The organism is Streptomyces sp. NBC_00775 (assembly GCF_036347135.1).
In the GTDB taxonomy this organism is placed as follows: Bacteria; Actinomycetota; Actinomycetes; order Streptomycetales; family Streptomycetaceae; genus Streptomyces; species Streptomyces lutosisoli.
The window spans coordinates 6,196,269-6,222,511 of sequence record NZ_CP108938.1; the positions used below are offsets into that span (position 1 = coordinate 6,196,269).

Sequence of the window (26,243 nt, forward strand, 5' to 3'; positions counted from 1 at the left end):
CGGGATGACGACGTCTGCGACGGACGCCCGCCGGCAGGGTCTGCTGATCGTGCTGGCCGGCAACATGCTCATCGACGCGCTGGAGGTGTCGACGCTGGTCGTGGCCATGCCCTCGATCGCGGCGGACCTGCACCTGTCGCCCACGGCCGTGCAGTGGACGATGAGCGCCTTCGCCCTGGGCTTCGGCGGTCTGATGCTGTTCGGCACCCGGCTGGTGGAGCTGCTCGGCCGGCGCCGGGTCTATCTGGCGGGGCTGCTCCTGTTCGCGGCCGCTTCCGTGGTCGCGGCCTTCGCCGGTGACCCCGCGCTGCTGGCGGCGACCCGCTTCGTCAAGGGCTTCTGCGTGGCCCTCACCGCGCCCACCGGGCTGGCCATCATCAGCACCGCCTTCGAGGAGGGCCCGGCCCGCCAGAAGGCCGTGTCCGTCTACTCCTTCTTCGGGGCCTGCGGGTTCACCGCGGGCCTCGTGCTGTCCGGCGTCCTCACCGCGATGAGCTGGCGCTGGACGCTGGCGTTCCCGGCCCCGGTCGTCCTGGTGCTGTTCGCCTTCTGTCTGCGGCTCATCCCGGCCGGTCCCGCCGCCGCGGGCCCGCGGCGCTTCGACGCGGCGGGGGCGACGGCACTCGCGGGCGCGCTGGTCGCGCTCGTCTGCGCCATCGTCTCGGCGGGCTCGGCGATCCGGACGGGCATCGCGCTGGCCGTCCTGGCGGTGCTGGTGGCCGCGTTCGTGGCCATCGAGCGGCGCGCGCCGCGGCCGCTCGTCAAGGCGGCCGCGGTCACCAGCGGTCCGCTCATCAGGTCCGCGCTCGGCGGCGCGGCGTTCAACGGCTCCTATCTGGGGCTGCTGTTCGTCGCCACGTTCCAGTTGCAGGCCCGGCAGGGCTGGTCGCCCCTGGTGACCGCGCTCGCCCTGCTGCCCGCGAGCCTGCCGCTGGCGCTGACGTCGCTCTTCTCGGGGCGGATGGTGCGCCGGTTCGGCGGGCCACCGCTGATCGCGGCCGGCGCGTTCCTCGCACTGCTCGGCTACCTGGTCTATCCACGCGAGCACCCGCCACAGTCGTACGCCGTCGATGTGCTGCCCACGCTGCTGCTGGTGGGGGCGGGTTTCGTGCTCGCCTTCGCCCCCCTGAACATGCAGGCCGCGTCCGGGGTGCCGGCCGAGCTGCGGCCGATGGCCGGCGGTGTGTTCCAGGCGGCGGTCCAGACGGGCGCCGCCGTGGCCGTCTCCTCGGCCGCGGTCCTCTCGGAGCGGTCCGGAGGCGGCGCGGCACTGCGTTTCGTCGCCGTGCTGTCGGCCTTCGGGCTGCTCGTCGCGCTCACCGGACTGCTCCCGCGCCGCCTGCCGCGGACCGGCGCACCCCGCTCTTCCGCATCCGAACTCCGGAGGTAATGGCCCGATGCCCGATCTGACCGGCCTGTTGTCCGCGGCCGAGACCGCCGCCGAGGTCGCGGCCCGCTACGCGGCCACGGCCGACACCGACCGCAGACTCTCCGACGAGGTGGTCGAGACACTGATCACCGCCGGGTTCGCCCGCCGTTTCGTGCCCGAGCACCTCGGCGGCGCACCCGTCGGCTTCACCGAGCTCATGGAGTCGGTGGCCACGGTCGCCGAGGGCTGCGCCTCCGCCGGATGGGTCGCCTCGCTGATGGCGCAGGGCGCCCGCATCTCCGGCTATCTGCCCGCGGAGGGCCAGGCCGAGGTGTGGGCGAAGGGACCCGACACCCTGGTGGTCGTCGGGTTCGTCTCCCAGGGCAGCGTGCGAGCGGTGGACGGCGGCTGGGTCCTGTCGGGCGACTGGCCCTACGTCAGCGGGATCGAGTTCTCCGAATGGGCGCTCCTGCTGGCCGACGACGGGGACGGCGCGCGCTTCTTCGCCGTGCCCCGCCCCGACTACGGCATCACCGAGTCGTGGTTCACGCTCGGCATGCGGGCCACCGGAAGCCACTCGCTGACCCTGGACGAGGTCTTCGTCCCGGCCCACCGGTCCTTCCCCCGCGACGAGATGTTCCTCGGCCGTCCCGCCGTGTCCCGCGAGCCGTTCCACACCGCACCGCTGTTCGCCGTGAACGGGCTGACCTTCGGCTCACCCGTCCTCGGCGCGGCCCGCGGCGCCCTGAAGCTCGCCGCCCGCACACTGCCGGCCCGTGACGCCGCCCGGACCGGCTTCGCCCGCGCCGCCGGTGAGATCGAGGCGGCGACCCTGCTGCTCACCCGGGTGGCCGAGAACGCCGACCTGGGGCTGTACGACGACGACCGGCTGCGGCGCGCCTCCCTCGACAGTGCCCTCGCGGTGGACCTGCTGGCCGGCGCGGTCGAGCGGGTGTTCGCCGAGGCCGGCACCCGGGGCCAGCGCGAGACGCAGCCGCTGAACCGGGTCTGGCGCGACGTCCGCGTCGCCGCCGGCCACGGGGCGCTGCGGTTCGAGCCCGCCGCGATGCGTTTCACCGAGCCGCTGCTCAGCGCCTCATGACCGCTCCCGCACTCTCCCGAAAGGTGTCCGCCATGCCCACCCGGCCCTTGCGCCTCGCGGTGCTCACCACCTGCGGCAACGACAGCAGGTCCGGTCCCCTGGTCGCCCAGTGGTTCGTCCGCGAGGCCGAGCAGTACGGCGACTTCGCGGTCGACGTGATCGACCTGGCCACGGCCGAACTGCCCGTCATGATCACCCGGCCGCCGAACGAGGAGGCGGAACGGCAGCTGTCGTCCGTCACCCCGCGGCTGGCCGCCGCCGACGCGTTCGTCGTCGTGACCCCCGAGTACAACCGCGCCTACCCGGCCGTCCTCAAGAGCGCGATCGACTGGCACGTCGCCGAGTGGCGCGCCAAGCCGATCGGCTTCGTGTCCTACGGCGGGCGGTCCGGAGGCCTGCGCGCGATCGAGCAGCTGCACCCGGTCTTCGCCGAGCTGCACGCGGTCACGCTGCGGGACTCGGTCAGCTTCATGGACGTATGGGACCAGTTCGGTCCCGACGGACTGCCCAAGGACGGCCCCGGCTGCAGCGGCGCGGCCAAGGTCATGCTCGACCAGCTGCAGTGGTGGGCGGCCTCGCTCCACGACGCCCGGCTGAGCCGTCCCTACCGGGTCTGAACCCCTCACACCACGGAGACCAACCGATGCGCGTCCTGATCACGACCATGCCCGCGCCCACCCATCTCACCCCGAACGTGCCGCTCGCCTGGGCGTTGCACAACGCCGGGCACGAGGTGCGGGTGGTGAGCCACCCCAGCATGGTCGAGCACATCACCTCGGCCGGGCTGACCGCGGTACCGGCCGGCGAGAACGTGAACATCCCGGCCGCCGTCCAGGCCACCGCCCAGGACGAGCGGCTGGAGCGGATCACCGAGGCCCTCGGTCTCGGCACGGGCCCCGACGACGCCGACAAGCGCGGCCACATCCGCAACTTCGTGCTCGCGGCCTTCACCCTCTACTACTCCCAGGAGGCGGTCGGCGCGGGCGGCCGGGCCTTCACCGACGACCTCATCGCCCACGCCCGCGCCTGGCAGCCCGACCTGGTGCTGTGGGACCCGCTCGTGCTGGCGTCGCCGATCGCGGCCCGCGCCTGCGGGGCCGCGCACGCCCGGGTGCTGTGGGGCCTGGACCGCATGGGCTGGCTGCGCCGGCGGTTCCTGGACCAGCTGGCCGACCCGGCGTCGGGCCTGGACGAGGACCTCATCCGGCAGGTGATGCAGCCGACGCTCGACCGCCTCGGGCACGAGTTCGACGAGGAGCTCCTGACCGGGCAGTGGACCATCGACCTCATGCCGCCCCGGCTGGCGGCGGCCGAGGCGACCGGTCTGCGCACCATCAACCTGCGCCGGGTGCCGTACGCCGGTCCGGCCACCGTGCCCGACTGGCTGAGCACCCCGCCCGAGCGCCCCCGGATCTGCCTGACCCTGGGCGCCAGCGGGCGCACGTTCTTCCAGGAGAACCACGGCATCTCCATCGCCGCGCTGCTGGAGATGCTCGGCGACCTCGACGTCGAGGTCGTCGCCACCTTCAACTCCGTACAGCTCGACAAGGCCGGCACGGTGCCCGCCAACGTCCGCACGGTCGACTACATCCCGCTCGGCCAGCTGCTGCCGACCTGCTCGGCGATCATCCACCACGGGGGCGGCGGCACCTACGCGGCCGCGGCCGCGCACAAGGTCCCGCAGATCGTCATCCCCAAGCACTTCGGTGACTTCCTGGACAACGCCCGCTACGTCGCCGAGCGCGGCGCGGGCGTCCTGGTGGACCGCGAGACGACCACCATGGACGAGCTGAAGAAGCAGATCCTCCAGGTCCTCACCGAGCCGTCGTTCCAGGACGGTGCCGCCGACCTGTACGAGGAGGCGCTCGGCACGCCGGGCCCCAACGAGATCGTCCCGGTTCTGGAGCGGCTCGCCCGCGAACACCGGTCCCGGTCCGCGCCCGTCGCGTGACCCACACGTCCTATCGAAGGAGCACCGCATGGCTACGCCCGAAGCAACCCTCGTACGTGCCCAGGCCGGTCCCGCGGAGGACCGGCGCGCACTCGTGGACGCGGCCCGCGCCGTCTTCGCCCGCGAGGGCTGGATCCACACCACCCTGGAGGCCGTCGCGGCGCAGGCCGGTCTCGACACCGAGGACGTGGGCCACTACTTCAAGGACAAGGAACAGCTGCTGCTGTCCGTCCTGCTGGACAGTGCGGCCTCGCTGTCGGCCGCGCTGACGGTCATCGCGGAGAGCCACCTGGCGGAGATCACCGACCTGGAGCGGGACCTGGTCGCGCTGGGCCGGGACTGGCTGACACCGCTGGCCACGTTCCCCGAGCACTTCGCCATCGTGCGCCATCTGCAGGCCGAGGCGGCCCGGCTGCCGGCCGGTCTGCTGGAGATGTGGCAGACCGCCGGGCCCCGGCAGGCCCAGCGGGAGCTGGCCCGCCGCTTCCAGCGCGTCGCCGACCAGGGACTGCTCGACATCGCCGACGCCGACTGCGCCGCGGGCCGCTTCATCCAGCTCGTCGCCGGCGGTGCGGTCGCGCGCTCCTTCTACGGCGCCGTTCCGCTCGCGGAGTACGAGACGGAGCAGCTCATCAGCACCGGCGTCGAGGACTTCATCCGCCTCTACCGCCCTTACGCGGGCCGCTGACCCGCCCCCATGACGCCCGCACACCCTCCCCGGACGAGTGACAACGGACGAGAACGGAAGAGAGAAGACATGCACAGCACCCTCATCGTGGCGCGCATGGACCTGGCGTCCAGCGCCGAAGTGGGCCGCCTGTTCGCCGAGTTCGACCGGACGGACATGCCGCACCGCATGGGCACCCGCCGCCGCCAGCTGTTCGCGTACAACGGCCTGTACTTCCACCTTCAGGACTTCGACACCGACAACGGCGGCGAGCTGATCGAGGAAGCCAAGACCGATCCCCGGTTCGTCGGGATCAGCCAGGACCTCAAGCCGTTCATCGAGGCCTACGACCCGGAGACCTGGCGGTCCCCGAAGGACGCCATGGCCACCCGCTTCTACAACTGGTCGGCCGCTCAGTGATGCCGCCGACGACCGACACGAAGGGAGGCCACGTCCAGTGAGCCGTCGCGTTGTCATCACCGGGGTCGGCGTGCTGGCGCCGGGCGGTATCGGTGCCAAGAACTTCTGGAGTCTGCTCAGCGAGGGGCGCACGGCGACGAGGGGCATCACCTTCTTCGACCCCTCCTCGTTCCGCTCGCAGGTCGCGGCGGAGGCCGACTTCGACCCCGAGCTGCACGGGCTCACCCCGCAGGAGATACGCCGGATGGACCGGGCGGCCCAGTTCGGTGTCGTCGCCGCCCGGGAGGCGCTGGCCGACAGCGGCCTGGCCCTGGCCGGCTTCGACCCGCACCGCACCGGCGTCACCATCGGCAGCGCCGTCGGCGCGACCACCGGACTCGACGAGGAGTACCGGGTCGTCAGCGACGACGGCCGGCTCGACCTGGTCGACCACACCTACGCCCCCCAGCACCTCTACAACTACTTCGTGCCCAGCTCCTTCTCGGCCGAGGTGGCCTGGGCGGTCGGCGCCGAGGGCCCGGCCACCGTGGTGTCCACCGGCTGCACCTCCGGTCTCGACTCCGTCGGCCACGCCGTCGAGCTGATCCGCGAGGGCAGCGCCGACGTCATGATCACCGGCGCCACCGACGCCCCGATCTCGCCGATCACGATGGCGTGCTTCGACGCGATCAAGGCGACCACGCCGCGCAACGACGACGCCGAGCACGCCTCGCGGCCCTTCGACAGCACCCGCAACGGGTTCGTCCTCGGCGAGGGCGCGGCCGTGTTCGTGCTGGAGGAGCTGGAGAGCGCCAGGAAGCGCGGCGCCCACATCTACGCCGAGATCGCCGGGTACGCCTCCCGCTGCAACGCCTTTCACATGACGGGTCTGCGGCCCGACGGCCGCGAGATGGCCGAGGCGATCCGGGTGGCGCTGGGAGAGGCGCGGATGAACCCCGAGTCCATCGACTACATCAACGCCCACGGCTCGGGCACCAAGCAGAACGACCGCCACGAGACGGCGGCGTTCAAGCTCAGCCTGGGCGACCACGCGTACCGCACGCCGGTCAGCTCGATCAAGTCGATGGTCGGGCACTCGCTCGGCGCGATCGGCTCGATCGAGATCGCCGCGTCGGTGCTGGCGATGGAGAACAACGTGGTGCCGCCCACCGCGAACCTGCACACCCCCGACCCGGAGTGCGACCTCGACTACGTCCCGCTCACCGCGCGCGAGCACCGCACCGACGCGGTGCTGACCGTCGGCAGCGGCTTCGGCGGGTTCCAGAGCGCGATGGTGCTGGCCCGTCCGGAAAGGAGTGCGGCATGACCGCCAAGGCAGTGATCACCGGCATCGGCGTCGCCACCGCCAACGGGCTCGGTGTGGACGACTTCTGGGCCGCGACCCGCGTGGGCAAGAACGCGATCGGTCCCGTCACCCGCTTCGACGCGTCCTCCTACCCGGCGCGGCTCGCGGGGGAGATCAACGGCTTCGTGGCCGAGGAGCACCTGCCCAGCCGGCTGCTCCCGCAGACCGACCGGATGACCCGGCTCGCGCTGGTCGCCGCGGACTGCGCCTTCGAGGACGCCGACGTACGGCCCGGGGACATCCCCGAGTTCGACATGGGCGTGGTCACCGCGTCGACGTCCGGCGGCTTCGAGTTCGGCCAGAACGAGCTGAAGAAGCTGTGGAGCCAGGGCAGTCAGTACGTGAGCGCGTACCAGTCCTTCGCCTGGTTCTACGCGGTCAACAGCGGCCAGATCTCCATCCGCAACGGGATGCGGGGCCCCAGCGGTGTCGTCGTCAGCGACCACGCGGGCGGCCTCGACGCGATCGCGCAGGCGCGGCGGCAGATCCGCAAGGGCAGCAAGCTGATCTTCTCCGGCGGCTTCGACGCCTCGATCTGCCCCTGGGGCTGGGTCGCGCAGATCGCCGGCGGCCGGCTGTCCACCCGCAGCGACCCCGAGCGCGCGTACCTCCCGTTCGACGCGGACGCCAACGGCTATGTGCCGGGCGAGGGCGGGGCGCTGCTCATCCTGGAGAACGAGCAGACCGCCCGCGAGCGCGGTGCCCGCACCATCTACGGCGAGATCGCGGGCTACGGCGCCACGTTCGACCCGAAGCCGGGCAGCGACCGCGAGCCGGCGCTGCGCCGCGCCATCGAGGTGGCGCTGGCCGACGCCGGCGTGGCGGCCGAGGACGTGGACGTCGTCTTCGCCGACGGCGCCGGCACACCCGACCTGGACCGTGCCGAAGTGGACGCGATCACCAAGGTCTTCGGCCCCGGCGGGGTCCCGGTCACCGCGCCGAAGACGATGATCGGCCGGCTCTACTCCGGCGCCGCCCCGGTCGACGTGGTCTCCGCGGTGCTGTCCATCCGCGAGGGCATCATCCCGCCCACCACCAACGTGGAGTGCTCGCCCGCCTACGACATCGACCTGGTCGTCGGGCAGCCGCGTCCCGCGTCGGTGCGCACGGCACTCGTCCTCGCCCGCGGTTACGGCGGCTTCAACTCCGCCGTGGTCGTCCGCGAGACCGACTGACCTCCGGCCGCCCGCCGGCCGGACGCCCCCTCTACCGAAGTGCCCGTCGCCACCCGGCGGCGGGCACTCGTCATGCAGCACATCGGCGCGCCCCTCGGCGCGAGAAAGGTAGGCACACCCATGTCCGAGCGGACGTTCACCATCGAGGACCTCAAGCGCATCCTCCTGGAGGGTGCCGGTGCCGAGGAGGGTGTGGACCTCGACGGCGACATCCTCGACACGGAGTTCGAGGAGCTGGGCTACGAATCGCTGGCTCTGCTGGAGACCGGCGGCCGAATAGAGCGCGAGTACGGCATATCGCTGGACGACGACGTCTTCACCGACAACCGCACCCCGCGGACGCTCGTCACCGCCATCAACACGCAGCTCGAAGCCCTCGTCGCTCCCTGACGCCCCCGGCCCCCGGGCCTCCCGGCCCCCTCCCCGCGCGGCCGCTGTGTCCCCCGCACGGCGGCCGCGCCTCTTTTCCCTCCCGGCAGTTCCCCCCTCCGTCCCTCACGCCTTCACGCCTTCACGAGCCTTTGGAGAAGTCACCCATGACGCAGCAGGACAAGCGGGTCGCCCTCGTCACCGGCGCCACCAGCGGGATCGGCCTCGCCGCCGCCCGCCTCCTGGCCACCCAGGGCCACCAGGTGTTCATCGGCGCGCGCGACGCCGAGAACGTCGCCGAGACCGTCAAGCAGCTCCAGGACGAAGGCCTGGACGTCGATGGCACCACCCTCGACGTGCGCTCGGAGGACAGCGTCCTGGCCTTCGTGCAGGCCGCCGTCGACCGCTTCGGCACCGTCGACGTCCTGGTCAACAACGCGGGCCGCAGCGGCGGCGGCGTCACCGCCGACATCCCCGCCGAGCTGTGGCACGACGTCATCGACACCAACCTCAACAGCGTCTTCCGCATGACCCAGGAAGTCCTCAACACCGGCGGCATGCGCCACAAGAGCCGCGGCCGCATCATCAACATCGCCTCCACCGCGGGCAAGCAGGGCGTGGTGCTCGGCGCCCCCTACTCGGCGTCCAAGCACGGCGTCGTCGGCTTCACCAAGGCCCTCGGCAACGAGCTCGCCCCGACCGGCATCACCGTCAACGCGGTCTGCCCCGGCTACGTCGAGACGCCCATGGCCCAGCGCGTCCGCCAGGGCTACGCCGCCGCCTACGACAGCACCGAGGAGCAGATCCTCGCCAAGTTCCAGTCGAAGATCCCGCTCGGCCGCTACTCGACGCCGGAGGAGGTCGCCGGCCTCGTCGGCTACCTGGCCTCCGACACCGCCGCCTCCATCACCGCGCAGGCCCTGAACGTCTGCGGCGGCCTCGGCAACTTCTGATCCCCGACCCACCCCCTGCCCAAGGAGAGTTCACGATGACCACCCGTGAGGTCGAGCACGAGATCACCGTCTCGGCGCCGGCCGAGGCCGTCTACCGTCTCATCGCCGAGGTGCGCAACTGGCCGCGGATCTTCCCGCCCACCATCTACGTCGACCAGGTCGAGGAGGACGGGAACACCGAGCGCATCCGCATCTGGGCCACCGCCAACGGCGAGGCCAAGAACTGGACCTCGCGCCGCGTCCTGGACCCGCGGAAGCTGCGCATCGAGTTCCGCCAGGAGGTCAGCACCCCGCCGGTCGCGGCGATGGGCGGCACCTGGATCATCGAGCCCGTCTCGGCGACCGAGTCCCGGGTGCGGCTGCTGCACGACTACCGCGCCGTCGACGACGACCCCAAGGGCCTGGAGTGGATCGACGAGGCCGTCGACCGCAACTCCCGCTCCGAGCTCGCCGCCCTCAAGACGAACGTCGAACTCGCCCACGCCGCCGAGGACCTGACGTTCTCCTTCGAGGACACCGTGCCGATCGCCGGCTCGGCCAAGGACGTCTACGACTTCATCAACGACGCCCACCTGTGGTCCGAGCGGCTACCGCACGTGGCGACCGTACGGCTGGAGGAGGACACCCCCGGCCTGCAGTCGCTGGAGATGGACACCCGCGCGAAGGACGGCTCGACGCACACCACCAAGTCGTACCGGGTGACCTTCCCGCACCAGAAGATCGCCTACAAGCAGGTCACGCTGCCCGCGCTGATGACCCTGCACACCGGCTACTGGACGTTCGCCGACACGGCCGACGGTGTCGCCGCCTCCTCGCAGCACACCGTCACCATCAACACCGAGAACATCGCGAAGATCCTCGGTGCGGACGCCACTGTCGAGGACGCGAAGACGTTCGTACGGGACGCCCTGAGCACCAACAGCCGCGCCACCCTCGGCCACGCCAAGGACTACGCGGAAGCCAGGGCCTGACGATGGCTCAGGACTGCATCACCACACAGGTGATCGTGGTCGGCGCGGGTCCGGTCGGGCTGATGCTCGCCGGTGAGCTGCGGCTCGGCGGCGCGGACGTCGTGGTCCTGGAGCAGCTCGACGCGCCGACCACGGAGTCCCGGGCGTCCACCCTGCACGCCCGCACCATGGAGATCCTCGACGGCCGGGGCCTGCTGGACCCGCTGGGCGAGATCCCGGACGAGCCGCGCGGCCACTTCGGCGGCCTCCCGCTCGACCTCACCCTGCCCAGCCCGTATCCCGGCCAGTGGAAGGTCCCGCAGACCCGGCTGGAGGAACTGCTCGGGGAGTGGGCCGCCCGCCTCGGCGCCGAGGTGCGGCGCGGCCACCGGCTGACCGGTGTCACGGTCACCGACGAAGGTGTCGACGCCGAGGTGCGCGGCCCGGACGGGCGGACGGCGCTCTTCCGGGCCGCGTACCTGGTGGGCTGCGACGGCGAGGACAGTGCCGTGCGCCGTCTGGGCGGCTTCGCGTTCCCCGGCACCGACGCCGCACGCGAGCTGCTGCGCGCCGACGTGGCCGGCATCGACGTACCCAACCGGCGGTTCGAGCGGCTTCCGGCCGGACTCGCCATCGCGGCCCGGCGTCCCGACGGCGTGACCCGGGTGATGGTGCACGAGTTCGGCGCCAGGCCGCGCCCCGGGCAGCCGGAGTTCACCGATGTCGTGGACGCGTGGAAGCGGGTCACCGGCGAGGACATCGGCGGCGGCACACCGCAGTGGGTGAACTCCTTCGGCGACGCTTCGCGGCAGGCCACCGCCTACCGCAGCGGACCCCTGCTGCTGGCCGGCGACGCCGCCCACCGGCAGATGCCGATCGGCGGCCAGGCCCTCAACCTGGGGCTCCAGGACGCCGTCAACCTCGGCTGGAAGCTGGCCGCCCAGGTCACCGGGCGCGCCCCCGAGGACCTGCTGGACAGCTACCACGCCGAACGGCACCCGGTCGGCGCCCGGGTCCTGGGCAACATCGCCGCCCAGGCCCGGCTGCTGCTCGGCGGCACCGAGGTGAACGCCCTGCGCGAGGTGCTCGCCGAACTGATCCCGCTGGGACACGTCCGCACCCGGCTGGCGGGCATGATCTCCGGCCTCGACATCGCCTACGACACGGACTCGGGCGCGGACGCGGGCGCGGGCGACCGTCCCGAGGCCGGGCGCCGGCTGCCGCCCCGCGACGTCACGGTCGACGGCACACCCGTCGGCACCGCCGAACTGCTGCGCGCCGGGCAGGGCGTGCTCGTCCTGCCGCACGGCGACACCGCGCTGCGCGCCGCCGTCGCGCCCTGGGCGCGGCTGGTGCGCGTCGCGGACGGCGACCCCGAGGACACCGACGCCCTGCTCGTACGGCCCGACGGCTATGTGGCATGGGCCGGGACCTCGGCATCGGGAGCCACCGGCGCGCTGCGGCGCTGGTTCGGCGAACCGTCCGCCGCCGCGCGCCCCGCGCCCGTACGTCCGGCGCCCACGGCCGCGGTACCGGCGCAGCCGTCCGTGACCGTCACCGCAACCCCGAAGAACTGGAGGACCGACATGCCGAAGCTCAGCGGCAAGGCCGCGCTCGTCACGGGATCGAGCCGGGGCATGGGCCGTGCCACGGCCCTGCGCCTGGCACAGGAGGGCGCGCTCGTCGCCGTCCACTACGCCACCGGCAAGGAAGCCGCCGAGGAGGTCGTCGAGCGCATCGAGAAGGACGGCGGCCGCGCCTTCACCGTCCAGGCCCGCCTCGGCGTCCCCGGCGACGTCCACGAGCTGTTCCTGGCACTCGAAGAGGGCCTGCGGGAGCGCACCGGCGGCACCGCACTCGACATCCTGGTCAACAACGCCGGAGTGATGGGCGGGGTCAAGCCCGAGGACACCACGCCGGAGAAGTTCGACGAGCTGTTCGCGGTGAACGCCAAGGCGCCGTTCTTCCTCGTCCAGCGCGCGCTGAAGAACATGCCGGACGGCGGCCGGATCATCAGCATCTCCTCCGGCCTGACGCGTGTCGCCAACCCGGACGAGATCGCGTACGCGATGACCAAGGGCGCCGTCGAGCAGCTGACCCTGCACTTCGCCAAGTACCTCGGCCCGCGCGGGATCACCGTCAACAGCGTCGCGCCGGGCATCACCCGCAACGACAACCCGGTGTTCGGCATCCCCGAAGTCGTCGAGCAGATGGCGCAGTTGTCCGCGTTCAACCGGGTCGGCGAGCCCGAGGACATCGCCGACGTGGTCGCCTTCCTCGCCTCCGAGGACGCCCGCTGGATCACCGGCTCCCTCGTGGACGCCACCGGCGGCACCCTCCTCGGCTGAGCCGCGCGGCACGCCCGCGCCCCCCGACGTCGGCGCGAGTTCTCCCTCGGCGCCGACGGCCGGCCGCCCCTTTCATCCCCCGTCGGGGGCGGCCGGCCCCCTTCGGCTCCCAGCCGGACCCTCACTCCAAGGACTCCAGGGACTCCAGATGACCACCGAAGCGACAACCGACGGGACGGCCACCGCCGAACCGCCCGACCCCGCTCGCCTCGCGGCACTCGCTCCCGAGGAGCGGCGGCGGACCCTCGACCGGTACATCCGCGACGAGATCGGCCGGCTCCTGGGCATCGCCGCCGACCGCGTCGACACCACCGGCCGCACCATGTACAGCCTCGGCATCGGATCGATCGCCGGGCTCGAACTCCAGTGCCGTCTGGAGGCGGCCCTGCACGTCACCGTGGACCTGCAACGGCTGTTGCGGGCCAACAGCGCGGCCGAGCTGATCGACTGCCTGGCGGGGCAACTCGGTCCGGACGGCGCCCACACGCGGTCTGCGGTACCGGCATGACGGCGCCGGCCGCCCCACCGGCGCCGTACGGCACGGCACTGCCGTCGCCGGTGTTCACCGTCTCGTCCGACCGGCTCGACCTGTGGCTGATCCGCAGCCCCGCCGTCGGTGACGTGAGTGCCCTCGACCTGTCCGAACTCGACGACACGGAGCGGTCCAAGGCCGAGGCCTTCCTCCGCCCGGCCGACGGGCTGCTCTACGCGAGTGCCCACATCGGGCTGCGCCGTCTGCTGGGCCGCTACACCGGCCGGCGTCCCGAGGACGTGCGGTTCGGGTGCGAGCCGTGCCCCGGCTGCGGCGGACCGCACGGCCGCCCCGTCGTGGCGGACCACCCGCCGCCCCTGCACTTCTCGCTCTCCCACAGCTCCGGCGTAGCCCTGGTGGGCGTCGCCGCCGTACCCGTCGGCGTGGACGTGGAGAAGCTGCCGAGCAAGGAGCGGGCCGACGTCTGCGCGCAGTCGCTGCACCCGGACGAACGCGCCGAACTCGCCGCCGCACAACCGGCCGACCGCCAGGGCCGGTTCGGCCGGCTGTGGACCCGCAAGGAGGCCTACCTCAAGGGCCTGGGGACCGGTCTGAGCCGCAGTCTGGCCGCCGACTACCTGGGCCTGCGCGCCGAGAGGCACCCGGCCGGGTGGACGGTGCTCGACCTTCCCTGCTTCCCGACCCACGCGGCCGCGGCCGCCGTACGCCGTCCCGCGCCCGCCGAGGCCCGGGTGCGCTGTGTGCCGGAGCGCTGGCTGGACGCCTCCGACGCCTGGCTGACGGAGGACGCCCCGGAGGCGGTGCGGGTGAACCTCGCCGCGGCGGTTCCGGCTACTTCCGCGGCGGTCCTCCCGGCCCGCCTCACGAACGACGGAAAGGACCCGATCGGATGACCCGTACCGCCTTCGTCTTCTCCGGCCTTGGCCCGTACCGCGTGGGCATGGCGGAGTCCCTGCTCGCGCACCGGCCCGGCCTCGCCGCGACGTACTTCCGCGCGGCCGACGACCTCCTCGGCATCCCGCTGACCCGGCTGTGCCGGGAGGGCCCGGCCCACCACTTCGCCGACCCGGCGGTCGCCCATCCGGCGGCCTTCGTGACCGGCCTCGCGGCCCTGGAGGTGCTGCGCGCCGAGGGCGTGCGGCCCGACATCGTCGCCGGGCACGGCCTGGGCGAGTACACCGCCCTGGTCGCCGCGGGCGTCCTGGAGTGGCCCGACGCGCTGGTGCTGGTGCGGCTGCACGCCGAACTCGTGGCCACGGCCGGCGACCGGGTGCCGGGCGCCATGGCCGCGGTCGAGGGCCTCGACGCGGCCACGGTGGCACGGCTGTGCGCCGAGTCCACGGCGGCCGGCCGGCTCGTGGAGATCGCCTGCGAGAACGGCCCCGGACACACCGTCGTGTCCGGCAAGGCGGCCGGCGTGGACCGGCTGGCGCGGGCCGCCGAGGCCGCCGGCGCCACCCGCACCGCCCGGCTGCCCGTCGGCGGGCCGTTCCACTCCGGCCTGCTCGGCACTTGCGTGGCGGAGTTCACCGAGGCGCTCGTGGAGACCGAGTTCCACGACCCGAAGGTGCCCGTCGTCTCCAGCGTCACCGCCCGGCCGGTGACCAGCGCGGGCCGGGCCGTCGTGGCCCTGCGCGACCAGCTCACCGCACCCGTGCGGTGGACGGACACCGTGCGGCGGCTCATGGCCCTGGGCACCAGGCGGTTCGTGGAAGCCGGCCCCGGACCCGTGCTGGACGGCTCGATCCGCCGTCTCGCCCCCGGCGCCGACGTCCAGGTGACCGGCACCGTCCCCGGGCTGCGCCTGGCCCTGGAGGCGGCGGCGCCCGCAGCCATCCCCGTCTGAACCCCGTGGAGGACCACATGCCCGACGCAACCGAGACCATACGGAACCGCATCGACGAGCTGACCGACCGCAAGCGCACCGCGCAGGACGGCCCGAGCCCCGCCGCCACCGAACGCCAGCACGCCAAGGGCAAGCTGACCGCGCACGAGCGGATCGCGCTGCTGCTGGACAAGGGATCGTTCAACGAGGTGGAGTCGCTGCGCCGGCACCGCGCGACCGGCTTCGGCCTGGAGGACAAGAAGCCGTACGGCGACGGCGTCGTCACCGGCTGGGGGACCGTCCACGGCCGCACGGTCTTCGTCTACGCCCATGACTTCCGGGTGTTCGGCGGAGCGCTCGGCGAGGCGCACGCCCAGAAGATCCACAAGATCATGGATCTGGCCGAGGCGGCCGGCGCGCCCCTGGTGTCGCTCAACGACGGCGCGGGCGCTCGCATCCAGGAGGGCGTCACCGCGCTCGCCGGCTACGGCGGCATCTTCCGGCGCAACACCAAGTCCTCGGGCGTCATCCCGCAGATCTCGGTGATGCTCGGCCCGTGCGCGGGCGGAGCCGCCTACTCGCCCGCCCTCACCGACTTCGTCTTCATGGTCCGCGAGACCTCGCAGATGTTCATCACCGGGCCGGACGTCGTCAAGGCCGTCACCGGCGAGGAGATCACCCAGAACGGGCTGGGCGGCGCCGATGTGCACGCGAGCACCTCGGGCGTGGCCCACTTCGCGTACGACGACGAGGAGCACTGCCTGGAGGACGTGCGCTACCTGCTGTCGCTGCTGCCCTCCAACAACCGTGAACTGGCGCCCGTCGAGCGGTCCGGCGACCCCGCGGACCGGCTCAACGACCGGCTCCTGGAGCTGGTTCCGACCGAGCCGGGCCAGGCGTACGACATCCGCGCGGTGATCGAGGAGATCGTCGACGACGGCGAGTACTTCGAGGTCCACCCGGCCTGGGCGACCAACATCGTCTGCGCCCTGACCCGGCTCGACGGCCAGGTGGCCGGCATCGTCGCCAACCAGCCCGCCAGCATGGCCGGCGTACTGGACATCGAGGCGTCCGAGAAGGCCGCCCGGTTCGTGCAGTTCTGCGACGCGTTCAACATTCCGCTGGTCACCCTGGTCGACGTGCCGGGCTTCCTGCCGGGTGTGGACCAGGAGCACAACGGCATCATCCGGCGCGGCGCCAAGCTGCTGTTCGCCTACTGCAACGCGACCGTCCCGCGGATCTCCCTGGTGCTGCGCAAGGCGTACGGCGGCGCCTACATCGTCATGGACTCCCGTTCGATCGGCGCCGACCTGTCCCTCGCCTGGCCCACCAACGAGATCGCCGTGATGGGCGCCGAGGGCGCCGCGAACGTCGTCTTCCGGCGGGAGATCAACGCGGCCGACGACCCGGACGCGGTACGGGCCGAGCGCATCGCCGAGTACAAGTCCGAACTGATGCACCCCTACTACGCGGCCGAACGCGGACTCGTCGACGACGTCATCGACCCGCGCGAGACCCGCTCGGTGCTGATCCGCTCGCTGGAGATGCTCCGCGCCAAACACGCCGACCTGCCGTCGCGCAAGCACGGCAACCCCCCGCAGTGACCACCGTGAGGACACCGCCCGTGACCATCCCCGCCACCGACCCGGCCGGCACCGGGCCCGCCGACACCATCCGCGTCGAGCGCGGCGTACCCACCGACGAGGAACTCGCCGCGCTCGCGCTGGTGCTGATGGCCCGCTCGTGCGGCGGCTCCGGCGAGGAGGAGACACCGCAGCACTGCCCGACCGCCCCCTGGCGGGTGCCGGGCCACCGGGTCGCCCGCAGCTGGCGGGCCGCGCCCGCGCCCGCCGCCCCCGCCGTCGCCGCGCGGCGCCCGTGATGCCGGGCGCGGTCGCCCGGATCACCTGGGCGGCCATCACCCTGGCCGCCCTTCTGGCGGTCGCCGCCCCCAGTCTGTGAAACCGAGTGAGGGAGTGAAAGACGTGACGACCGTGGCACCGCACCACCCCACCCCCGTCCTGACCGGCGCCGCGGCCGGGCAGGACAGCACCGCCGCGCACGCGCTGGCCGACGAGGTCGCGGCCCTGCGCCGCGAGGTGCGCGATCTGCGCGACCGCGCCGAGATCAGCGATCTGATCGGCCGTTACACGGTCCTGCTGGACACCCAGGACCAGGACGGCTTCGACGGGACCTGGCCGGCCTCCGTCTTCACCGACGACGTACGGCTGCACTTCCCCATCGGCGTCCACGAAGGCATCCCGGGCGTCGCCGAGTTCCACTACCGGGCCAAGCTGCGCTTCGACCGCACGATCCACCTGAGCTCGAACCACGAGGTCCGGCTGGACGGCGACCGGGCGCGGGTGCGCTGCCACATGCACGCCACCCACGTGCATCACCCCTCGCCGCAGGCGCCGGACCGGATCGGCGCGCTGTTCGCGATCGGCGGCCACGGCGAGGGCGAGGCCGTCCGCACACCCCGGGGCTGGCGGATCCGCGAGTGGGGCTTCCACCTCACCTGGGCCGACGGACCCGGTCCGGACGGCACACCGGTGCTGTGAGCCGGACGTGAGTGCTGCATTTTCCCGGGGGACGACCCCCGGACCCCCAGCAGAAAAGCAGGTCGGCGGGGATGACCGGCGCAGATATCGCGCGGCAGACCTGAGTGAACTGCTCGTCCCCGAACGGCACACCGCCGTCGTAGCCCCCACCGTCCACGACATCGTCCTCGACGCCGACGGCGTCCAGCTCTCCGGGCTGCTCGCCGAGCCGGCGGGGCACCCGCCGCGCGCCGTGGTGGTCGCCGTGCACGGCAGCGGTATGCGCGCCGGCTACTTCGACAGCCGGGCCTGCGCGGGGCTGTCGCTGCTGGCCACCGGGGCCGGGCTCGGCTACACCGTGCTGTCCGTGGACCGCCCCGGCTACGGCCTGTCGGCGGACCGGCTGCCGGAGGGGCTTCCGCTGGCCGAGCAGGCGCGCGTCCTGCACGCCGCGCTGGCATCCTTCGCCCGCACCCATCCAGTCGGCGCCGGGTTCTTCGTCGTCGGCCACTCCAACGGCGGCAAACTGGCGCTGGCCACCGCCGCCCACGAGGACGGCACCGAGCTGCTCGGGGTGGACGTCTCCGGGATCGGCACCCGGCTCGCCGTCACCGCCGACCAACTGCCCGGGCTCGCCGGGCACGGCGACTGGCGGCGGCACTGGGGCGCCCTGCGGCTGTATCCGCCGGACGCCTTCCGGCTCGGCCGCGCGCTGGTGTCGGCCGTCCCCGCCGCCGAGGTGCGCGAGGCGTTGGCCTGGCCGCGCGCGTACCCGTCGCTCGCCGCCCGGATCCGGGTCCCGGTCCGGTTCACCTTCGCCGAGCAGGAGCGGTGGTGGCGCTTCGATGAGGCCGCCGTCGCCGAGCTGCGCCGCCCGCTGGCCGCGCCGAAGGTGACGGTCGACCAACTCCCCGACGCCGGCCACAACATCAGCCTCGGCTGGGCGGCCCGCACCTACCACCTGCGGGTCCTGGGCTTCCTGGAGGAGTGCCTGCTGGCCCGCGACGCGGCCCCGCCTGCCCTCCGCACGCCCGACGCGGGCCGCGCCAAGAAGACGTAGCCGAGAAGCCGAGAAGACACAGAAGACGACCGAAAAAGACGTGACAAGGAGACCCCATGGCTTCGTTCACCTCGACTCCCGCGGCCGCCCCGCCGCTCCCGGCCGCCGCGGACACCGCGTCGGCCACCCGGCTCGCCGCACTGGAGGAGCGGCTGAGCGCCCTGGAGGACCAGGCCCAACTGACCGCCCTGGTCGATCGGTTCGTCCACGGACTCGACAATCCGGGCCCGCTGACCGAGGACTGGTACCGCACGCTGCTCACCGAGCAGGTCCGGCTGAACCTGCCCAACGGCACCCACGCGGGCATCACCGGTCTGCCCGAGTTCCTGGCCGCCCCCAAGGCGTTCTTCGCGGGCAACCAGCACTACGCCACCAACTGTGCCGTCGACGTCGACGGCGACCGCGCCACGGCACACGCCAACCTCCACGCCATACACATCCCGCTCGACGACTCCGCCCCGCTGTTCACCGGCGGCGCCCACTACGACGTACGGGCCGAGCGCACCCCCGCGGGCTGGCGCATCGCGGAGCTGACCGTGAGCGTGCTGTGGACCGCGCAGGGAGTACGCGGATGACCCCCGGCCTCCTGGAGAAACCCAGCCTCCAGGAGGAGGACGAGGACGTGCCGGCCGAGCCCGGCACCGAGCGGCCGGCGCTGCTCGCGGGCGAGGAACACGACGTCCCCGACCGGCACATCTTCCGCGGCACCGACTGAGAACTTTCCGTTTTCTGACGCTCCTTTGAACCACTTGTCACGGAGCGCGGAGGCGAGACGAAAACTCACCGGAATCTGTAGGGATCCGCCTTCCCCCGCGTCCGCCCATCGAAGAAGAATTTTCGGCAACGTCCCCGGAATCGGGGCGAGAGGAAGAATCTGCCATGAAAGCTCTGGTGTTGTCGGGCGGGTCGGGGACCCGTCTGCGGCCCTTCAGCTATTCCATGCCGAAGCAGCTCATCCCGATAGCCAACAAACCGGTTCTCGAACATGTTCTGGAGAATGTGCGGAACCTGGGCGTCACCGAGGTCGGGATCATCGTCGGCGACCGTGCGGCGCAGATCAGCGCGGTCATCGGCGACGGCGCCCGGCTCGGGCTGCGCATCACGTACATCCAGCAGGACGAACCGCTGGGCCTGGCCCACTGTGTCTCGCTGGCCCAGGAATTCCTGGGCGACGACGACTTCGTCATGTACCTCGGCGACAACATGCTGCCGGACGGCGTCGAGGCCATCGCACGGGAATTCGCCGAGCAGCGTCCCGCGGCCCAGATCGTGGTGCACAAGGTGGCCGATCCGCGCGCCTTCGGTGTCGCGGAACTCGGCCAGGACGGCCGCGTCGAACAGCTCGTGGAAAAGCCGGAACACCCGCGCAGCGACCTCGCCCTCGTCGGCGTGTACTTCTTCACGCCCGCCATCCACGAGGCGGTGGCCGCGATCAGCCCCAGCGCCCGCGGCGAGCTGGAGATCACCGACGCCATCCAGTGGCTGGTCACCCGGGGCGACCAGGTCACCGCCAGCACCTACGACGGCTACTGGAAGGACACCGGCCGCGCCGACGACGTCCTGGACTGCAACCGCAAGCTCCTGGACGGGCTGACGCACTCCGTGCGCGGCCAGGTCGACGAGGCCAGCGTCCTGATCGGGCCGGTCGTCGTCGAGGAGGGCGCCCAGGTGATCGGCTCGCACATCGTGGGACCGGCCATCATCGGCGCCGGCACCCTGGTCGAGCACAGCCACATCGGCCCGGACACCTCCATCGGCCGCGACTGCGTGCTGCGCCGCACCCACCTCGACTTCTCCATCGCCCTCGAAGGCGCGACGGTCACCGACGTACGCGGTCTGCACGGCTCGCTCATCGGCCGCATGGCCATCATCGGCCCCGCCGACGGGCGCACCCCGCACCACCGGCTGGTCGTCGGCGACCACACCACGATCGAGGTCGCGGCATGAGGATCCTGGTCACCGGCGGCGCCGGCTTCATCGGCTCGCACTACGCGCGCACCCTGCTGGACGGCGGATACGACGAATACGAGGGGTTCGCGGACGCCCGCGTCACCGTCCTGGACAAACTGAGCTACGCGGGCAACCGCGACAACCTCCCGCTCCACCACCCGCGCCTGGACTTCGTCGAGGGCAGCGTCTGCGACCTGCCCCTGCTCCTCGACCTGCTGCCCGGGCACGACGCCGTGGTGCACTTCGCGGCCGAGTCGCACGTGGACCGGTCGCTGGAGTTCGCCGCCGACTTCGTCCGCACCAACGTGGGCGGCACCCAGGCACTGCTGGAGGCCTGCCTGCGCACCGGCGTGCCGCGGGTCGTGCACGTCTCCACCGACGAGGTGTACGGGACGATCGACGAGGGCTCGTGGACCGAGGAGTGGCCCCTGCTGCCCAACTCCCCGTACGCGGCCTCCAAGGCGGCCTCCGACCTGATCGCCCGCTCCTACTGGCGCACCCACGGCGTCGATCTGTCGATCACCCGCTGCTCCAACAACTACGGGCCCCACCAGCACCCCGAGAAGCTCATCCCGCTGTTCGTCACCAACCTCCTGGAGGGCCGTCCGCTGCCGCTGTACGGCGACGGCGCCAATGTGCGGGAGTGGCTGCACGTGGACGACCACTGCCGGGCCATCCAGCTCGTGCTGACCCGGGGCCGGGCCGGCGAGATCTACAACGTGGGCGGCGGCAACGAGCAGACCAACCGCGACATCACCGAGCGGCTGCTGGACCTGTGCGGGGCCGACTGGTCGGCGGTCCGCCCGGTCGCCGACCGGCTGGGCCACGACCGGCGCTACTCGCTCGACGAGACCAAGATCCGCACCGAGCTCGGCTACGCGCCGCGCATCCCCTTCGAGCGGGGCCTGGCCGACACCGTCACCTGGTACCGCGACAACCCGCAGTGGTGGAAGGCCGGCAAGGACCGGGCGGGACAGGCGTGAGGGGCCGCGACGTCGTGGTGCTCGGCGCCACCGGCTTCCTGGGGCGTCACATCGCCGACGCCTTCGAGGCCACGGGCGACCGGGTGCTGCGGGTGTCGCGGAGCGCGCCACCGGGAGCGGCGGGGCGCCGGGCCGCGATCGACCTCGCCGCCGCCACGACGGGAGAGCTGGCCGCCTTCCTCGCGGCGCACCGGCCCGACGTGGTGGTGAACGCCGCGGGCACCGTGTGGCAGGCCGACGAGCGGCGGATGCGCGAACTCAACGACGCGTTCGTGCGCCGCCTCGTCGCGGCCCTGCCCCAACTGCCCGTGCCCGCACGGCTGGTCCAGCTCGGCAGCGTGCACGAGTACGGCCCGGCCCCGGCCGGCGTCCCGCTCACCGAGGACCGCGAGCCGGCCCCCACCGGCACCTACGGCCGCACCAAGCTGAGCGGCACCCGGTGGGTGATCGGCGCCGCACGGGAGGGACTGGACGCGGTCGTCGTCCGCGTGGCCAACGCGTGCGGGCCCGGCGCGCCGCCCGAGAGCCTGCTCGGCAAGGTGGCCGTCGAACTGGCCCGCCAGGCCGACCGGAGGGACCCCGCGGGCGAACTGCGGCTGTCCCCGTTGCGGGCCCGGCGCGACTTCGTCGACGTACGCGACGTGGCCGACGCGGTCGTCGCGGCAGCCGGCGCCGACCGGGGCGCGGCCGCCGGCCGGATCGTCAACGTAGGCCGTGGCGAGGCCGTTCCGGTGCGCCGGCTGGTGGACCGGATGGTCACCCTCAGCGGACTCCCGGTGCGGCTCGTGGAGCAGGAGGCCCCGGACGGGACCCGCGCCGCCCCCGAGTGGCAGCAGACAGACATCGCACTCGCCGGACGCCTGCTGAGCTGGCGGCCCCGGCGCGAGCTGGACGAATCGCTGCGAGACCTGCTCGCAGCCGTGTGAACACCATCAGCGACAACAGGCAGGAAAGGCGACGATGAGCGTCCACAAGGAACTGGTTCTGGACGAGGTCCGCAAGTACCACCGCGACACCCTCGCAGACGACGGATTCATCCCCGGCACCACCGAGATCTGGCCGTCCGGCGCCGTGCTGGACGAGGAGGACCGGGTGGCGCTGGTCGAGGCCGCGCTGGACCTGCGGATCGCGGCGGGGCGCAGCTCACGCATGTTCGAGTCCCGGTTCGCGCGCCGGATGAAGCGCCGCAAGGCCCACCTGACCAACTCCGGCTCCTCGGCCAACCTGCTCGCGACCACCGCGCTCACCTCGCACCTGCTGGAGGACACCAGGCTGCGCCCCGGCGACGAGGTGATCACGGTCGCGGCGGGCTTCCCCACCACCGTCAACCCGATCCTGCAGAACGGCCTCGTCCCGGTCTTCGTCGACATCGAGCTCGGCACCTACAACACCACGGCGGACCGGGTCGCCGCGGCCATCGGCCCGAAGACCCGCGCGATCATCATCGCGCACGCGCTCGGCAACCCCTTCGAGGTCGCCGAGATCGCCCAGCTCGCCGAGGACCACAACCTGTTCCTCATCGAGGACAACTGCGACGCGGTCGGCGCCACCTACGGCGGACAGCTCACCGGCACCTTCGGCGACTTCACCACGGTCAGCTTCTATCCGGCCCACCACCTGACGATGGGCGAGGGCGGCGTCGTCCTCACCTCGAACCTGGCGCTGGCCCGCATCGTCGAGTCGCTGCGCGACTGGGGCCGGGACTGCTGGTGCGAGCCGGGCGAGAGCAACAAGTGCCTCAAGCGGTTCAACTACCAGATGGGCACCCTGCCGGCCGGGTACGACCACAAGTACATTTTCTCGCACGTCGGTTACAACCTGAAGGCGACCGACCTCCAGGCGGCGCTCGGCCTCACCCAGCTCGCCAAGCTCGACGACTTCATCGACGCCCGCAAGCGCAACTGGCGGCGGCTGCGCGAGGGCCTGGACGGCACCCCGCACCTGCTGCTGCCCGAGGCGACCCCGAACAGCGACCCCAGCTGGTTCGGCTTCGTCCTCACGGTCCAGCCGGACGCGCCGTTCTCCCGGGCCGCGCTGGTCGACTTCCTGGAGGACCGCAAGATCGGCACCCGGCGCCTGTTCGCCGGCAACCTGACCCGGCACCCCGCCTACATAGGCCAGCCGCACCGCGTAGTCGGCGACCTCGCCAACAGCGACGTCGTCACCGAGCAGACCTTCTGGGTCGGCGTCTACCCGGGGCTGACCGACGAGATGCTCGACTACGTCATCTCCTCGGTCAAGGAGTTCGTGGAGGCCAACTCATGAGCACCCTCACCCTGGGGCTCGCTCTCAAGCCCCGCGAGGACACGGTGCTGCCGTCCCGCATCGCGCGCTCCGCGGCTGCCACGACCGGTGCCCGGCTGCGCACCGAGGACTTCGCGGACTGGCTCGAACAGCGCCGCCGTGCCCACCGCTTCGAGGTCGACCGGATCCCGTTCGCGGAGCTCGACGGCTGGTTCTTCCAGCAGGACACCGGCGACCTGGTGCACCGCAGCGGGCGCTTCTTCTCCGTACAGGGGCTGCACGTCACCACCGGCGACGGCGCCGTACGCGACTGGCACCAGCCCGTCATCAGCCAGCCCGAGGTCGGCATCCTCGGCATCCTCGTCAAGGAGTTCGACGGCGTCCTGCACTTCCTGATGCAGGCCAAGATGGAGCCCGGCAACCCCAATCTGCTCCAGCTCTCGCCGACCGTGCAGGCGACCCGCAGCAACTACACCAAGGTGCACAAGGGCGCCGACGTGAAGTACATCGAGTACTTCACCGACCCGAAGCGCGGCCGGGTCCACGCCGACGTGCTCCAGTCCGAGCACGGTTCCTGGTTCCTCCACAAGAGCAACCGCAACATGATCGTCGAGGCGGTGGGCGACGTCCCCCTGCACGACGACTTCTGCTGGCTCACCCTCGGTCAGATCGGCGCCCTCCTGCACCGGGACAACGTGGTCAACATGGACTCGCGCACCGTCCTTGCCTGCGCGCCCTTCCCGGACGAGACGGACGGCGCCCTGCACTCCGACACGGAGCTGCTGTCCTGGTTCACCGCCGAACGCTCCCGCCACGACGTGAGCGCCGTACGCGTACCGCTGGAAGGTCTGCCCGGCTGGCGGCGCGGCGAGAAGACCATCAGCCACGAGGAGGGCCGCTACTTCGACGTCGTGGCGGTCCGGGTGGAGGCGGGCAGCCGCGAGGTCACCGGCTGGACCCAGCCGCTGTTCGAGCCGGTCGGCCGCGGTGTCACCGCGTTCCTGACCCGCGACATCGACGGGGTGCCGCACGTCCTGGCGCACGCCCGGGTCGAGGGCGGCTTCCTCGACACGGTCGAGCTGGGCCCCACCGTCCAGTACACGCCCGGCAACCACGCCCATCTGGGCGAGGCGGGCCGGCCCCCCTTCCTCGACCTGGTGCTGGGCGCGAGTCCGGACCGTATCCGCTACGAGGCCGTGCACGCAGAGGAGGGCGGCCGGTTCCTCAACGCCGAGAGCCGCTATCTGATCGTCGAGGCCGACGAGGACGAGGCGCCGCTCGACCCGCCGCCCGGCTACCGCTGGGTCACCCCGGCCCAGCTGACCACGCTCGTCCGGCACGGCCACTACGTCAACGTGCAGGGACGCACCCTGCTGGCCTGCCTGAACGCGATGAGGACACACACCTGATGGCACCCGTTCGGATCGGCGTGCTGGGCTGTGCGGACATCGCCCGCCGCCGCATGCTGCCCGCCATGGCGGCCGCGGAGGGCGTCGAGATCGCCGCGATCGCGAGCCGCGACACGGACCGGGCCCGCAGGCTCGCACAGCGGTACGGGGCCCGGGCCGTGCACGGCTACGCCGCACTCCTTGAGCGGGACGACATCGACGCGGTGTACGTACCGCTGCCCGCCGCGCTGCACGCGCGGTGGACGCAGGCCGCGCTGCGCGCGGGCAAGCATGTGCTCGCCGAGAAGCCGCTCACCACCGATCCGGTGACCACCGCCGAGCTGCTGGCACTGGCCCGGGCGTCCGGCCTGGTCCTGATGGAGAACGTCATGTTCGTCCACCATCCGCAGCACGAGACGGTGCGCGGCTGGATCGCCGACGGCCTGATCGGCGAAGTCCGCGCGTTCCGCGCCGAGTTCGCGATCCCCGGGCTGCCCGACCAGGACATCCGGCACAGCGCGGAACTCGGCGGCGGCGCCCTGCTGGACACCGGGGTGTACCCGGTCCGGGCCGCGCTGCACTTCCTCGGCGACGAGCTGCGCGTCCTGAACGCCGTGCTCCACACCGCGCCCGGCCGGTCCGTGGACAGCGCGGGCGCGGCACTGCTGAGCGCCCCCGGCGGGGTCGGCGTCCAGCTCACGTTCGGGATCGACCACGCCTACGGCTCCCGCTACGAGGTGTGGGGGAGCGAGGGCCGCCTCACGGTCGACCGGGCCTTCACGCCCCCCGCCGACCACCGTCCGGTGATCCGCCTGGAGCGGCGGTCCGGCACCGAGCAGCGGGAGCTGGAACCCGCCGACCAGGTCCTGGCCGCGGTCCGGGCGTTCGCGGCCGCCGTCACGTCCGGCACCCGGCCCGACGGGCACGTCCTGCGCCAGGCCGAACTTGTCGCGGACATCCAGCGGTTGGCCCGTAACACGTTGTCCGCGGTGTCATGAGGACGCGGCCGGAGCGGAACGGCGAGGGCGGCCTCACCGCGTTCGTGGCCGGCGGCGACACTTGGACGGTCGTCGGCTGACATCAGCCGTGCCCGTCCCCGCCCGGGGACGAC

At 72.4% G+C, this 26,243-nt stretch carries 27 protein-coding genes; all 27 read left to right on the plus strand.

The genetic code is table 11. The annotated features are described in order from the left end of the window. Window positions 1–4 precede the first annotated feature (4 nt). The 27 genes from OIC96_RS27780 to OIC96_RS27910 all read left to right on the plus strand — a co-directional run bounded on the left by OIC96_RS27780 (window position 5) and on the right by OIC96_RS27910 (window position 26,130). A complete protein-coding gene (locus tag OIC96_RS27780) occupies window positions 5–1,390 on the plus strand; it encodes an MFS transporter (protein ID WP_330305234.1) in 1,386 nt (461 codons plus the stop codon). 7 nt (window positions 1,391–1,397) lie between these two features. Then, window positions 1,398–2,471 (plus strand): acyl-CoA dehydrogenase family protein, encoded by a 1,074-nt coding sequence (locus tag OIC96_RS27785; RefSeq protein WP_330305233.1) that lies wholly within the window; start codon window positions 1,398–1,400, stop codon window positions 2,469–2,471. Window positions 2,472–2,503: 32 nt separating this feature from the next. Next, on the plus strand, window positions 2,504–3,088 hold the full coding sequence (locus tag OIC96_RS27790; protein ID WP_327429449.1) for an NADPH-dependent FMN reductase: 585 nt from the start codon (window positions 2,504–2,506) through the stop codon (window positions 3,086–3,088). A 26-nt stretch (window positions 3,089–3,114) separates the two neighbouring features. Beyond that, window positions 3,115–4,422, plus strand: coding sequence for an activator-dependent family glycosyltransferase (locus OIC96_RS27795; protein WP_330305232.1), 1,308 nt, complete (start codon window positions 3,115–3,117; stop codon window positions 4,420–4,422). 28 nt (window positions 4,423–4,450) lie between these two features. Further along, window positions 4,451–5,110, plus strand: coding sequence for a TetR/AcrR family transcriptional regulator C-terminal domain-containing protein (locus tag OIC96_RS27800; protein ID WP_330305231.1), 660 nt, complete (start codon window positions 4,451–4,453; stop codon window positions 5,108–5,110). A 69-nt stretch (window positions 5,111–5,179) separates the two neighbouring features. Next, window positions 5,180–5,509, plus strand: a complete 330-nt coding sequence (locus tag OIC96_RS27805) for a TcmI family type II polyketide cyclase (RefSeq protein WP_327429446.1) — start codon at window positions 5,180–5,182, stop codon at window positions 5,507–5,509. A 37-nt stretch (window positions 5,510–5,546) separates the two neighbouring features. Next, window positions 5,547–6,815 (plus strand): beta-ketoacyl-[acyl-carrier-protein] synthase family protein, encoded by a 1,269-nt coding sequence (locus OIC96_RS27810; protein ID WP_330305230.1) that lies wholly within the window; start codon window positions 5,547–5,549, stop codon window positions 6,813–6,815. Then, on the plus strand, window positions 6,812–8,029 hold the full coding sequence (locus OIC96_RS27815; protein ID WP_330305229.1) for a ketosynthase chain-length factor: 1,218 nt from the start codon (window positions 6,812–6,814) through the stop codon (window positions 8,027–8,029). Before OIC96_RS27810 ends, OIC96_RS27815 begins: the two co-directional genes overlap by 4 nt. Window positions 8,030–8,149: 120 nt before the next feature. Beyond that, a complete protein-coding gene (locus tag OIC96_RS27820) occupies window positions 8,150–8,419 on the plus strand; it encodes an acyl carrier protein (RefSeq protein ID WP_330305228.1) in 270 nt (89 codons plus the stop codon). Between the two features lie 146 nt (window positions 8,420–8,565). Further along, window positions 8,566–9,351, plus strand: coding sequence for a 3-oxoacyl-ACP reductase FabG (gene fabG, locus OIC96_RS27825; RefSeq protein ID WP_330305227.1), 786 nt, complete (start codon window positions 8,566–8,568; stop codon window positions 9,349–9,351). A gap of 35 nt (window positions 9,352–9,386) precedes the next feature. Next, window positions 9,387–10,322: an aromatase/cyclase gene (locus OIC96_RS27830; protein ID WP_330305226.1), complete on the plus strand. Its 936-nt coding sequence runs from the start codon at window positions 9,387–9,389 to the stop codon at window positions 10,320–10,322. A 2-nt stretch (window positions 10,323–10,324) separates the two neighbouring features. Next, entirely contained in the window at window positions 10,325–12,649 is a 2,325-nt protein-coding gene (locus tag OIC96_RS27835) for an SDR family oxidoreductase (protein WP_330305225.1), read from the plus strand. Between the two features lie 148 nt (window positions 12,650–12,797). After that, window positions 12,798–13,157 carry an acyl carrier protein gene (locus OIC96_RS27840; RefSeq protein ID WP_330305224.1) on the plus strand — a complete coding sequence of 120 codons (360 nt, stop codon included), beginning with the start codon at window positions 12,798–12,800 and terminating at the stop codon, window positions 13,155–13,157. Then, a complete protein-coding gene (locus OIC96_RS27845) occupies window positions 13,154–14,035 on the plus strand; it encodes a 4'-phosphopantetheinyl transferase family protein (protein WP_330305223.1) in 882 nt (293 codons plus the stop codon). The genes OIC96_RS27840 and OIC96_RS27845 overlap by 4 nt, the downstream gene beginning before the upstream one ends. Next, on the plus strand, window positions 14,032–14,988 hold the full coding sequence (locus OIC96_RS27850) for an ACP S-malonyltransferase (protein ID WP_330305222.1): 957 nt from the start codon (window positions 14,032–14,034) through the stop codon (window positions 14,986–14,988). Before OIC96_RS27845 ends, OIC96_RS27850 begins: the two co-directional genes overlap by 4 nt. A 17-nt stretch (window positions 14,989–15,005) precedes the next feature. Next, window positions 15,006–16,571 (plus strand): acyl-CoA carboxylase subunit beta, encoded by a 1,566-nt coding sequence (locus OIC96_RS27855; RefSeq protein WP_330305221.1) that lies wholly within the window; start codon window positions 15,006–15,008, stop codon window positions 16,569–16,571. 20 nt (window positions 16,572–16,591) lie between these two features. Continuing rightward, a complete protein-coding gene (locus OIC96_RS27860; RefSeq protein WP_330305220.1) occupies window positions 16,592–16,849 on the plus strand; it encodes an acyl-CoA carboxylase epsilon subunit in 258 nt (85 codons plus the stop codon). Window positions 16,850–16,952: 103 nt separating this feature from the next. Beyond that, a complete protein-coding gene (locus OIC96_RS27865; RefSeq protein WP_330305219.1) occupies window positions 16,953–17,528 on the plus strand; it encodes a nuclear transport factor 2 family protein in 576 nt (191 codons plus the stop codon). A 109-nt stretch (window positions 17,529–17,637) separates the two neighbouring features. Then, complete coding sequence (locus OIC96_RS27870; protein ID WP_330310156.1) at window positions 17,638–18,567, plus strand: alpha/beta hydrolase family protein; 930 nt, start codon at window positions 17,638–17,640, stop codon at window positions 18,565–18,567. Between the two features lie 56 nt (window positions 18,568–18,623). Next, window positions 18,624–19,142 carry a nuclear transport factor 2 family protein gene (locus tag OIC96_RS27875; protein ID WP_330305218.1) on the plus strand — a complete coding sequence of 173 codons (519 nt, stop codon included), beginning with the start codon at window positions 18,624–18,626 and terminating at the stop codon, window positions 19,140–19,142. Next, window positions 19,139–19,282, plus strand: a complete 144-nt coding sequence (locus OIC96_RS27880) for a hypothetical protein (protein ID WP_330305217.1) — start codon at window positions 19,139–19,141, stop codon at window positions 19,280–19,282. The genes OIC96_RS27875 and OIC96_RS27880 overlap by 4 nt, the downstream gene beginning before the upstream one ends. 164 nt (window positions 19,283–19,446) lie before the next feature. Beyond that, window positions 19,447–20,514: a glucose-1-phosphate thymidylyltransferase gene (locus OIC96_RS27885; protein WP_330305216.1), complete on the plus strand. Its 1,068-nt coding sequence runs from the start codon at window positions 19,447–19,449 to the stop codon at window positions 20,512–20,514. Next, window positions 20,511–21,500 carry a dTDP-glucose 4,6-dehydratase gene (gene rfbB / locus OIC96_RS27890; protein ID WP_327429430.1) on the plus strand — a complete coding sequence of 330 codons (990 nt, stop codon included), beginning with the start codon at window positions 20,511–20,513 and terminating at the stop codon, window positions 21,498–21,500. Before OIC96_RS27885 ends, rfbB begins: the two co-directional genes overlap by 4 nt. Then, complete coding sequence (locus tag OIC96_RS27895) at window positions 21,497–22,426, plus strand: NAD-dependent epimerase/dehydratase family protein (RefSeq protein ID WP_330305215.1); 930 nt, start codon at window positions 21,497–21,499, stop codon at window positions 22,424–22,426. The genes rfbB and OIC96_RS27895 overlap by 4 nt, the downstream gene beginning before the upstream one ends. A 34-nt stretch (window positions 22,427–22,460) precedes the next feature. Then, window positions 22,461–23,765, plus strand: a complete 1,305-nt coding sequence (rfbH, locus tag OIC96_RS27900; RefSeq protein ID WP_330305214.1) for a lipopolysaccharide biosynthesis protein RfbH — start codon at window positions 22,461–22,463, stop codon at window positions 23,763–23,765. Further along, complete coding sequence (locus OIC96_RS27905; protein ID WP_330305213.1) at window positions 23,762–25,153, plus strand: NDP-hexose 2,3-dehydratase family protein; 1,392 nt, start codon at window positions 23,762–23,764, stop codon at window positions 25,151–25,153. Before rfbH ends, OIC96_RS27905 begins: the two co-directional genes overlap by 4 nt. After that, complete coding sequence (locus tag OIC96_RS27910) at window positions 25,153–26,130, plus strand: Gfo/Idh/MocA family protein (protein WP_330305212.1); 978 nt, start codon at window positions 25,153–25,155, stop codon at window positions 26,128–26,130. The genes OIC96_RS27905 and OIC96_RS27910 overlap by 1 nt, the downstream gene beginning before the upstream one ends. Window positions 26,131–26,243: the final 113 nt, after the last annotated feature.

What these genes read in the sequence shown, in the direction of transcription:
- OIC96_RS27800 (WP_330305231.1), top strand. Translation starts at nt 4,451, where the DNA reads ATGGCTACGCCCGAAGCAACCCTCGTACGTGCCCAGGCCGGTCCCGCG.
- OIC96_RS27885 (WP_330305216.1), top strand. Translation starts at nt 19,447, where the DNA reads ATGAAAGCTCTGGTGTTGTCGGGCGGGTCGGGGACCCGTCTGCGGCCC.
- OIC96_RS27785 (WP_330305233.1), top strand. Translation starts at nt 1,398, where the DNA reads ATGCCCGATCTGACCGGCCTGTTGTCCGCGGCCGAGACCGCCGCCGAG.
- OIC96_RS27845 (WP_330305223.1), top strand. Translation starts at nt 13,154, where the DNA reads ATGACGGCGCCGGCCGCCCCACCGGCGCCGTACGGCACGGCACTGCCG.
- OIC96_RS27835 (WP_330305225.1), top strand. Translation starts at nt 10,325, where the DNA reads ATGGCTCAGGACTGCATCACCACACAGGTGATCGTGGTCGGCGCGGGT.
- OIC96_RS27840 (WP_330305224.1), top strand. Translation starts at nt 12,798, where the DNA reads ATGACCACCGAAGCGACAACCGACGGGACGGCCACCGCCGAACCGCCC.
- OIC96_RS27910 (WP_330305212.1), top strand. Translation starts at nt 25,153, where the DNA reads ATGGCACCCGTTCGGATCGGCGTGCTGGGCTGTGCGGACATCGCCCGC.
- OIC96_RS27815 (WP_330305229.1), top strand. Translation starts at nt 6,812, where the DNA reads ATGACCGCCAAGGCAGTGATCACCGGCATCGGCGTCGCCACCGCCAAC.
- OIC96_RS27905 (WP_330305213.1), top strand. Translation starts at nt 23,762, where the DNA reads ATGAGCACCCTCACCCTGGGGCTCGCTCTCAAGCCCCGCGAGGACACG.
- OIC96_RS27805 (WP_327429446.1), top strand. Translation starts at nt 5,180, where the DNA reads ATGCACAGCACCCTCATCGTGGCGCGCATGGACCTGGCGTCCAGCGCC.
- fabG (WP_330305227.1), top strand. Translation starts at nt 8,566, where the DNA reads ATGACGCAGCAGGACAAGCGGGTCGCCCTCGTCACCGGCGCCACCAGC.
- OIC96_RS27875 (WP_330305218.1), top strand. Translation starts at nt 18,624, where the DNA reads ATGGCTTCGTTCACCTCGACTCCCGCGGCCGCCCCGCCGCTCCCGGCC.
- OIC96_RS27830 (WP_330305226.1), top strand. Translation starts at nt 9,387, where the DNA reads ATGACCACCCGTGAGGTCGAGCACGAGATCACCGTCTCGGCGCCGGCC.
- OIC96_RS27855 (WP_330305221.1), top strand. Translation starts at nt 15,006, where the DNA reads ATGCCCGACGCAACCGAGACCATACGGAACCGCATCGACGAGCTGACC.
- OIC96_RS27850 (WP_330305222.1), top strand. Translation starts at nt 14,032, where the DNA reads ATGACCCGTACCGCCTTCGTCTTCTCCGGCCTTGGCCCGTACCGCGTG.
- OIC96_RS27880 (WP_330305217.1), top strand. Translation starts at nt 19,139, where the DNA reads ATGACCCCCGGCCTCCTGGAGAAACCCAGCCTCCAGGAGGAGGACGAG.
- OIC96_RS27790 (WP_327429449.1), top strand. Translation starts at nt 2,504, where the DNA reads ATGCCCACCCGGCCCTTGCGCCTCGCGGTGCTCACCACCTGCGGCAAC.
- OIC96_RS27820 (WP_330305228.1), top strand. Translation starts at nt 8,150, where the DNA reads ATGTCCGAGCGGACGTTCACCATCGAGGACCTCAAGCGCATCCTCCTG.
- OIC96_RS27795 (WP_330305232.1), top strand. Translation starts at nt 3,115, where the DNA reads ATGCGCGTCCTGATCACGACCATGCCCGCGCCCACCCATCTCACCCCG.
- rfbH (WP_330305214.1), top strand. Translation starts at nt 22,461, where the DNA reads ATGAGCGTCCACAAGGAACTGGTTCTGGACGAGGTCCGCAAGTACCAC.
- rfbB (WP_327429430.1), top strand. Translation starts at nt 20,511, where the DNA reads ATGAGGATCCTGGTCACCGGCGGCGCCGGCTTCATCGGCTCGCACTAC.
- OIC96_RS27780 (WP_330305234.1), top strand. Translation starts at nt 5, where the DNA reads ATGACGACGTCTGCGACGGACGCCCGCCGGCAGGGTCTGCTGATCGTG.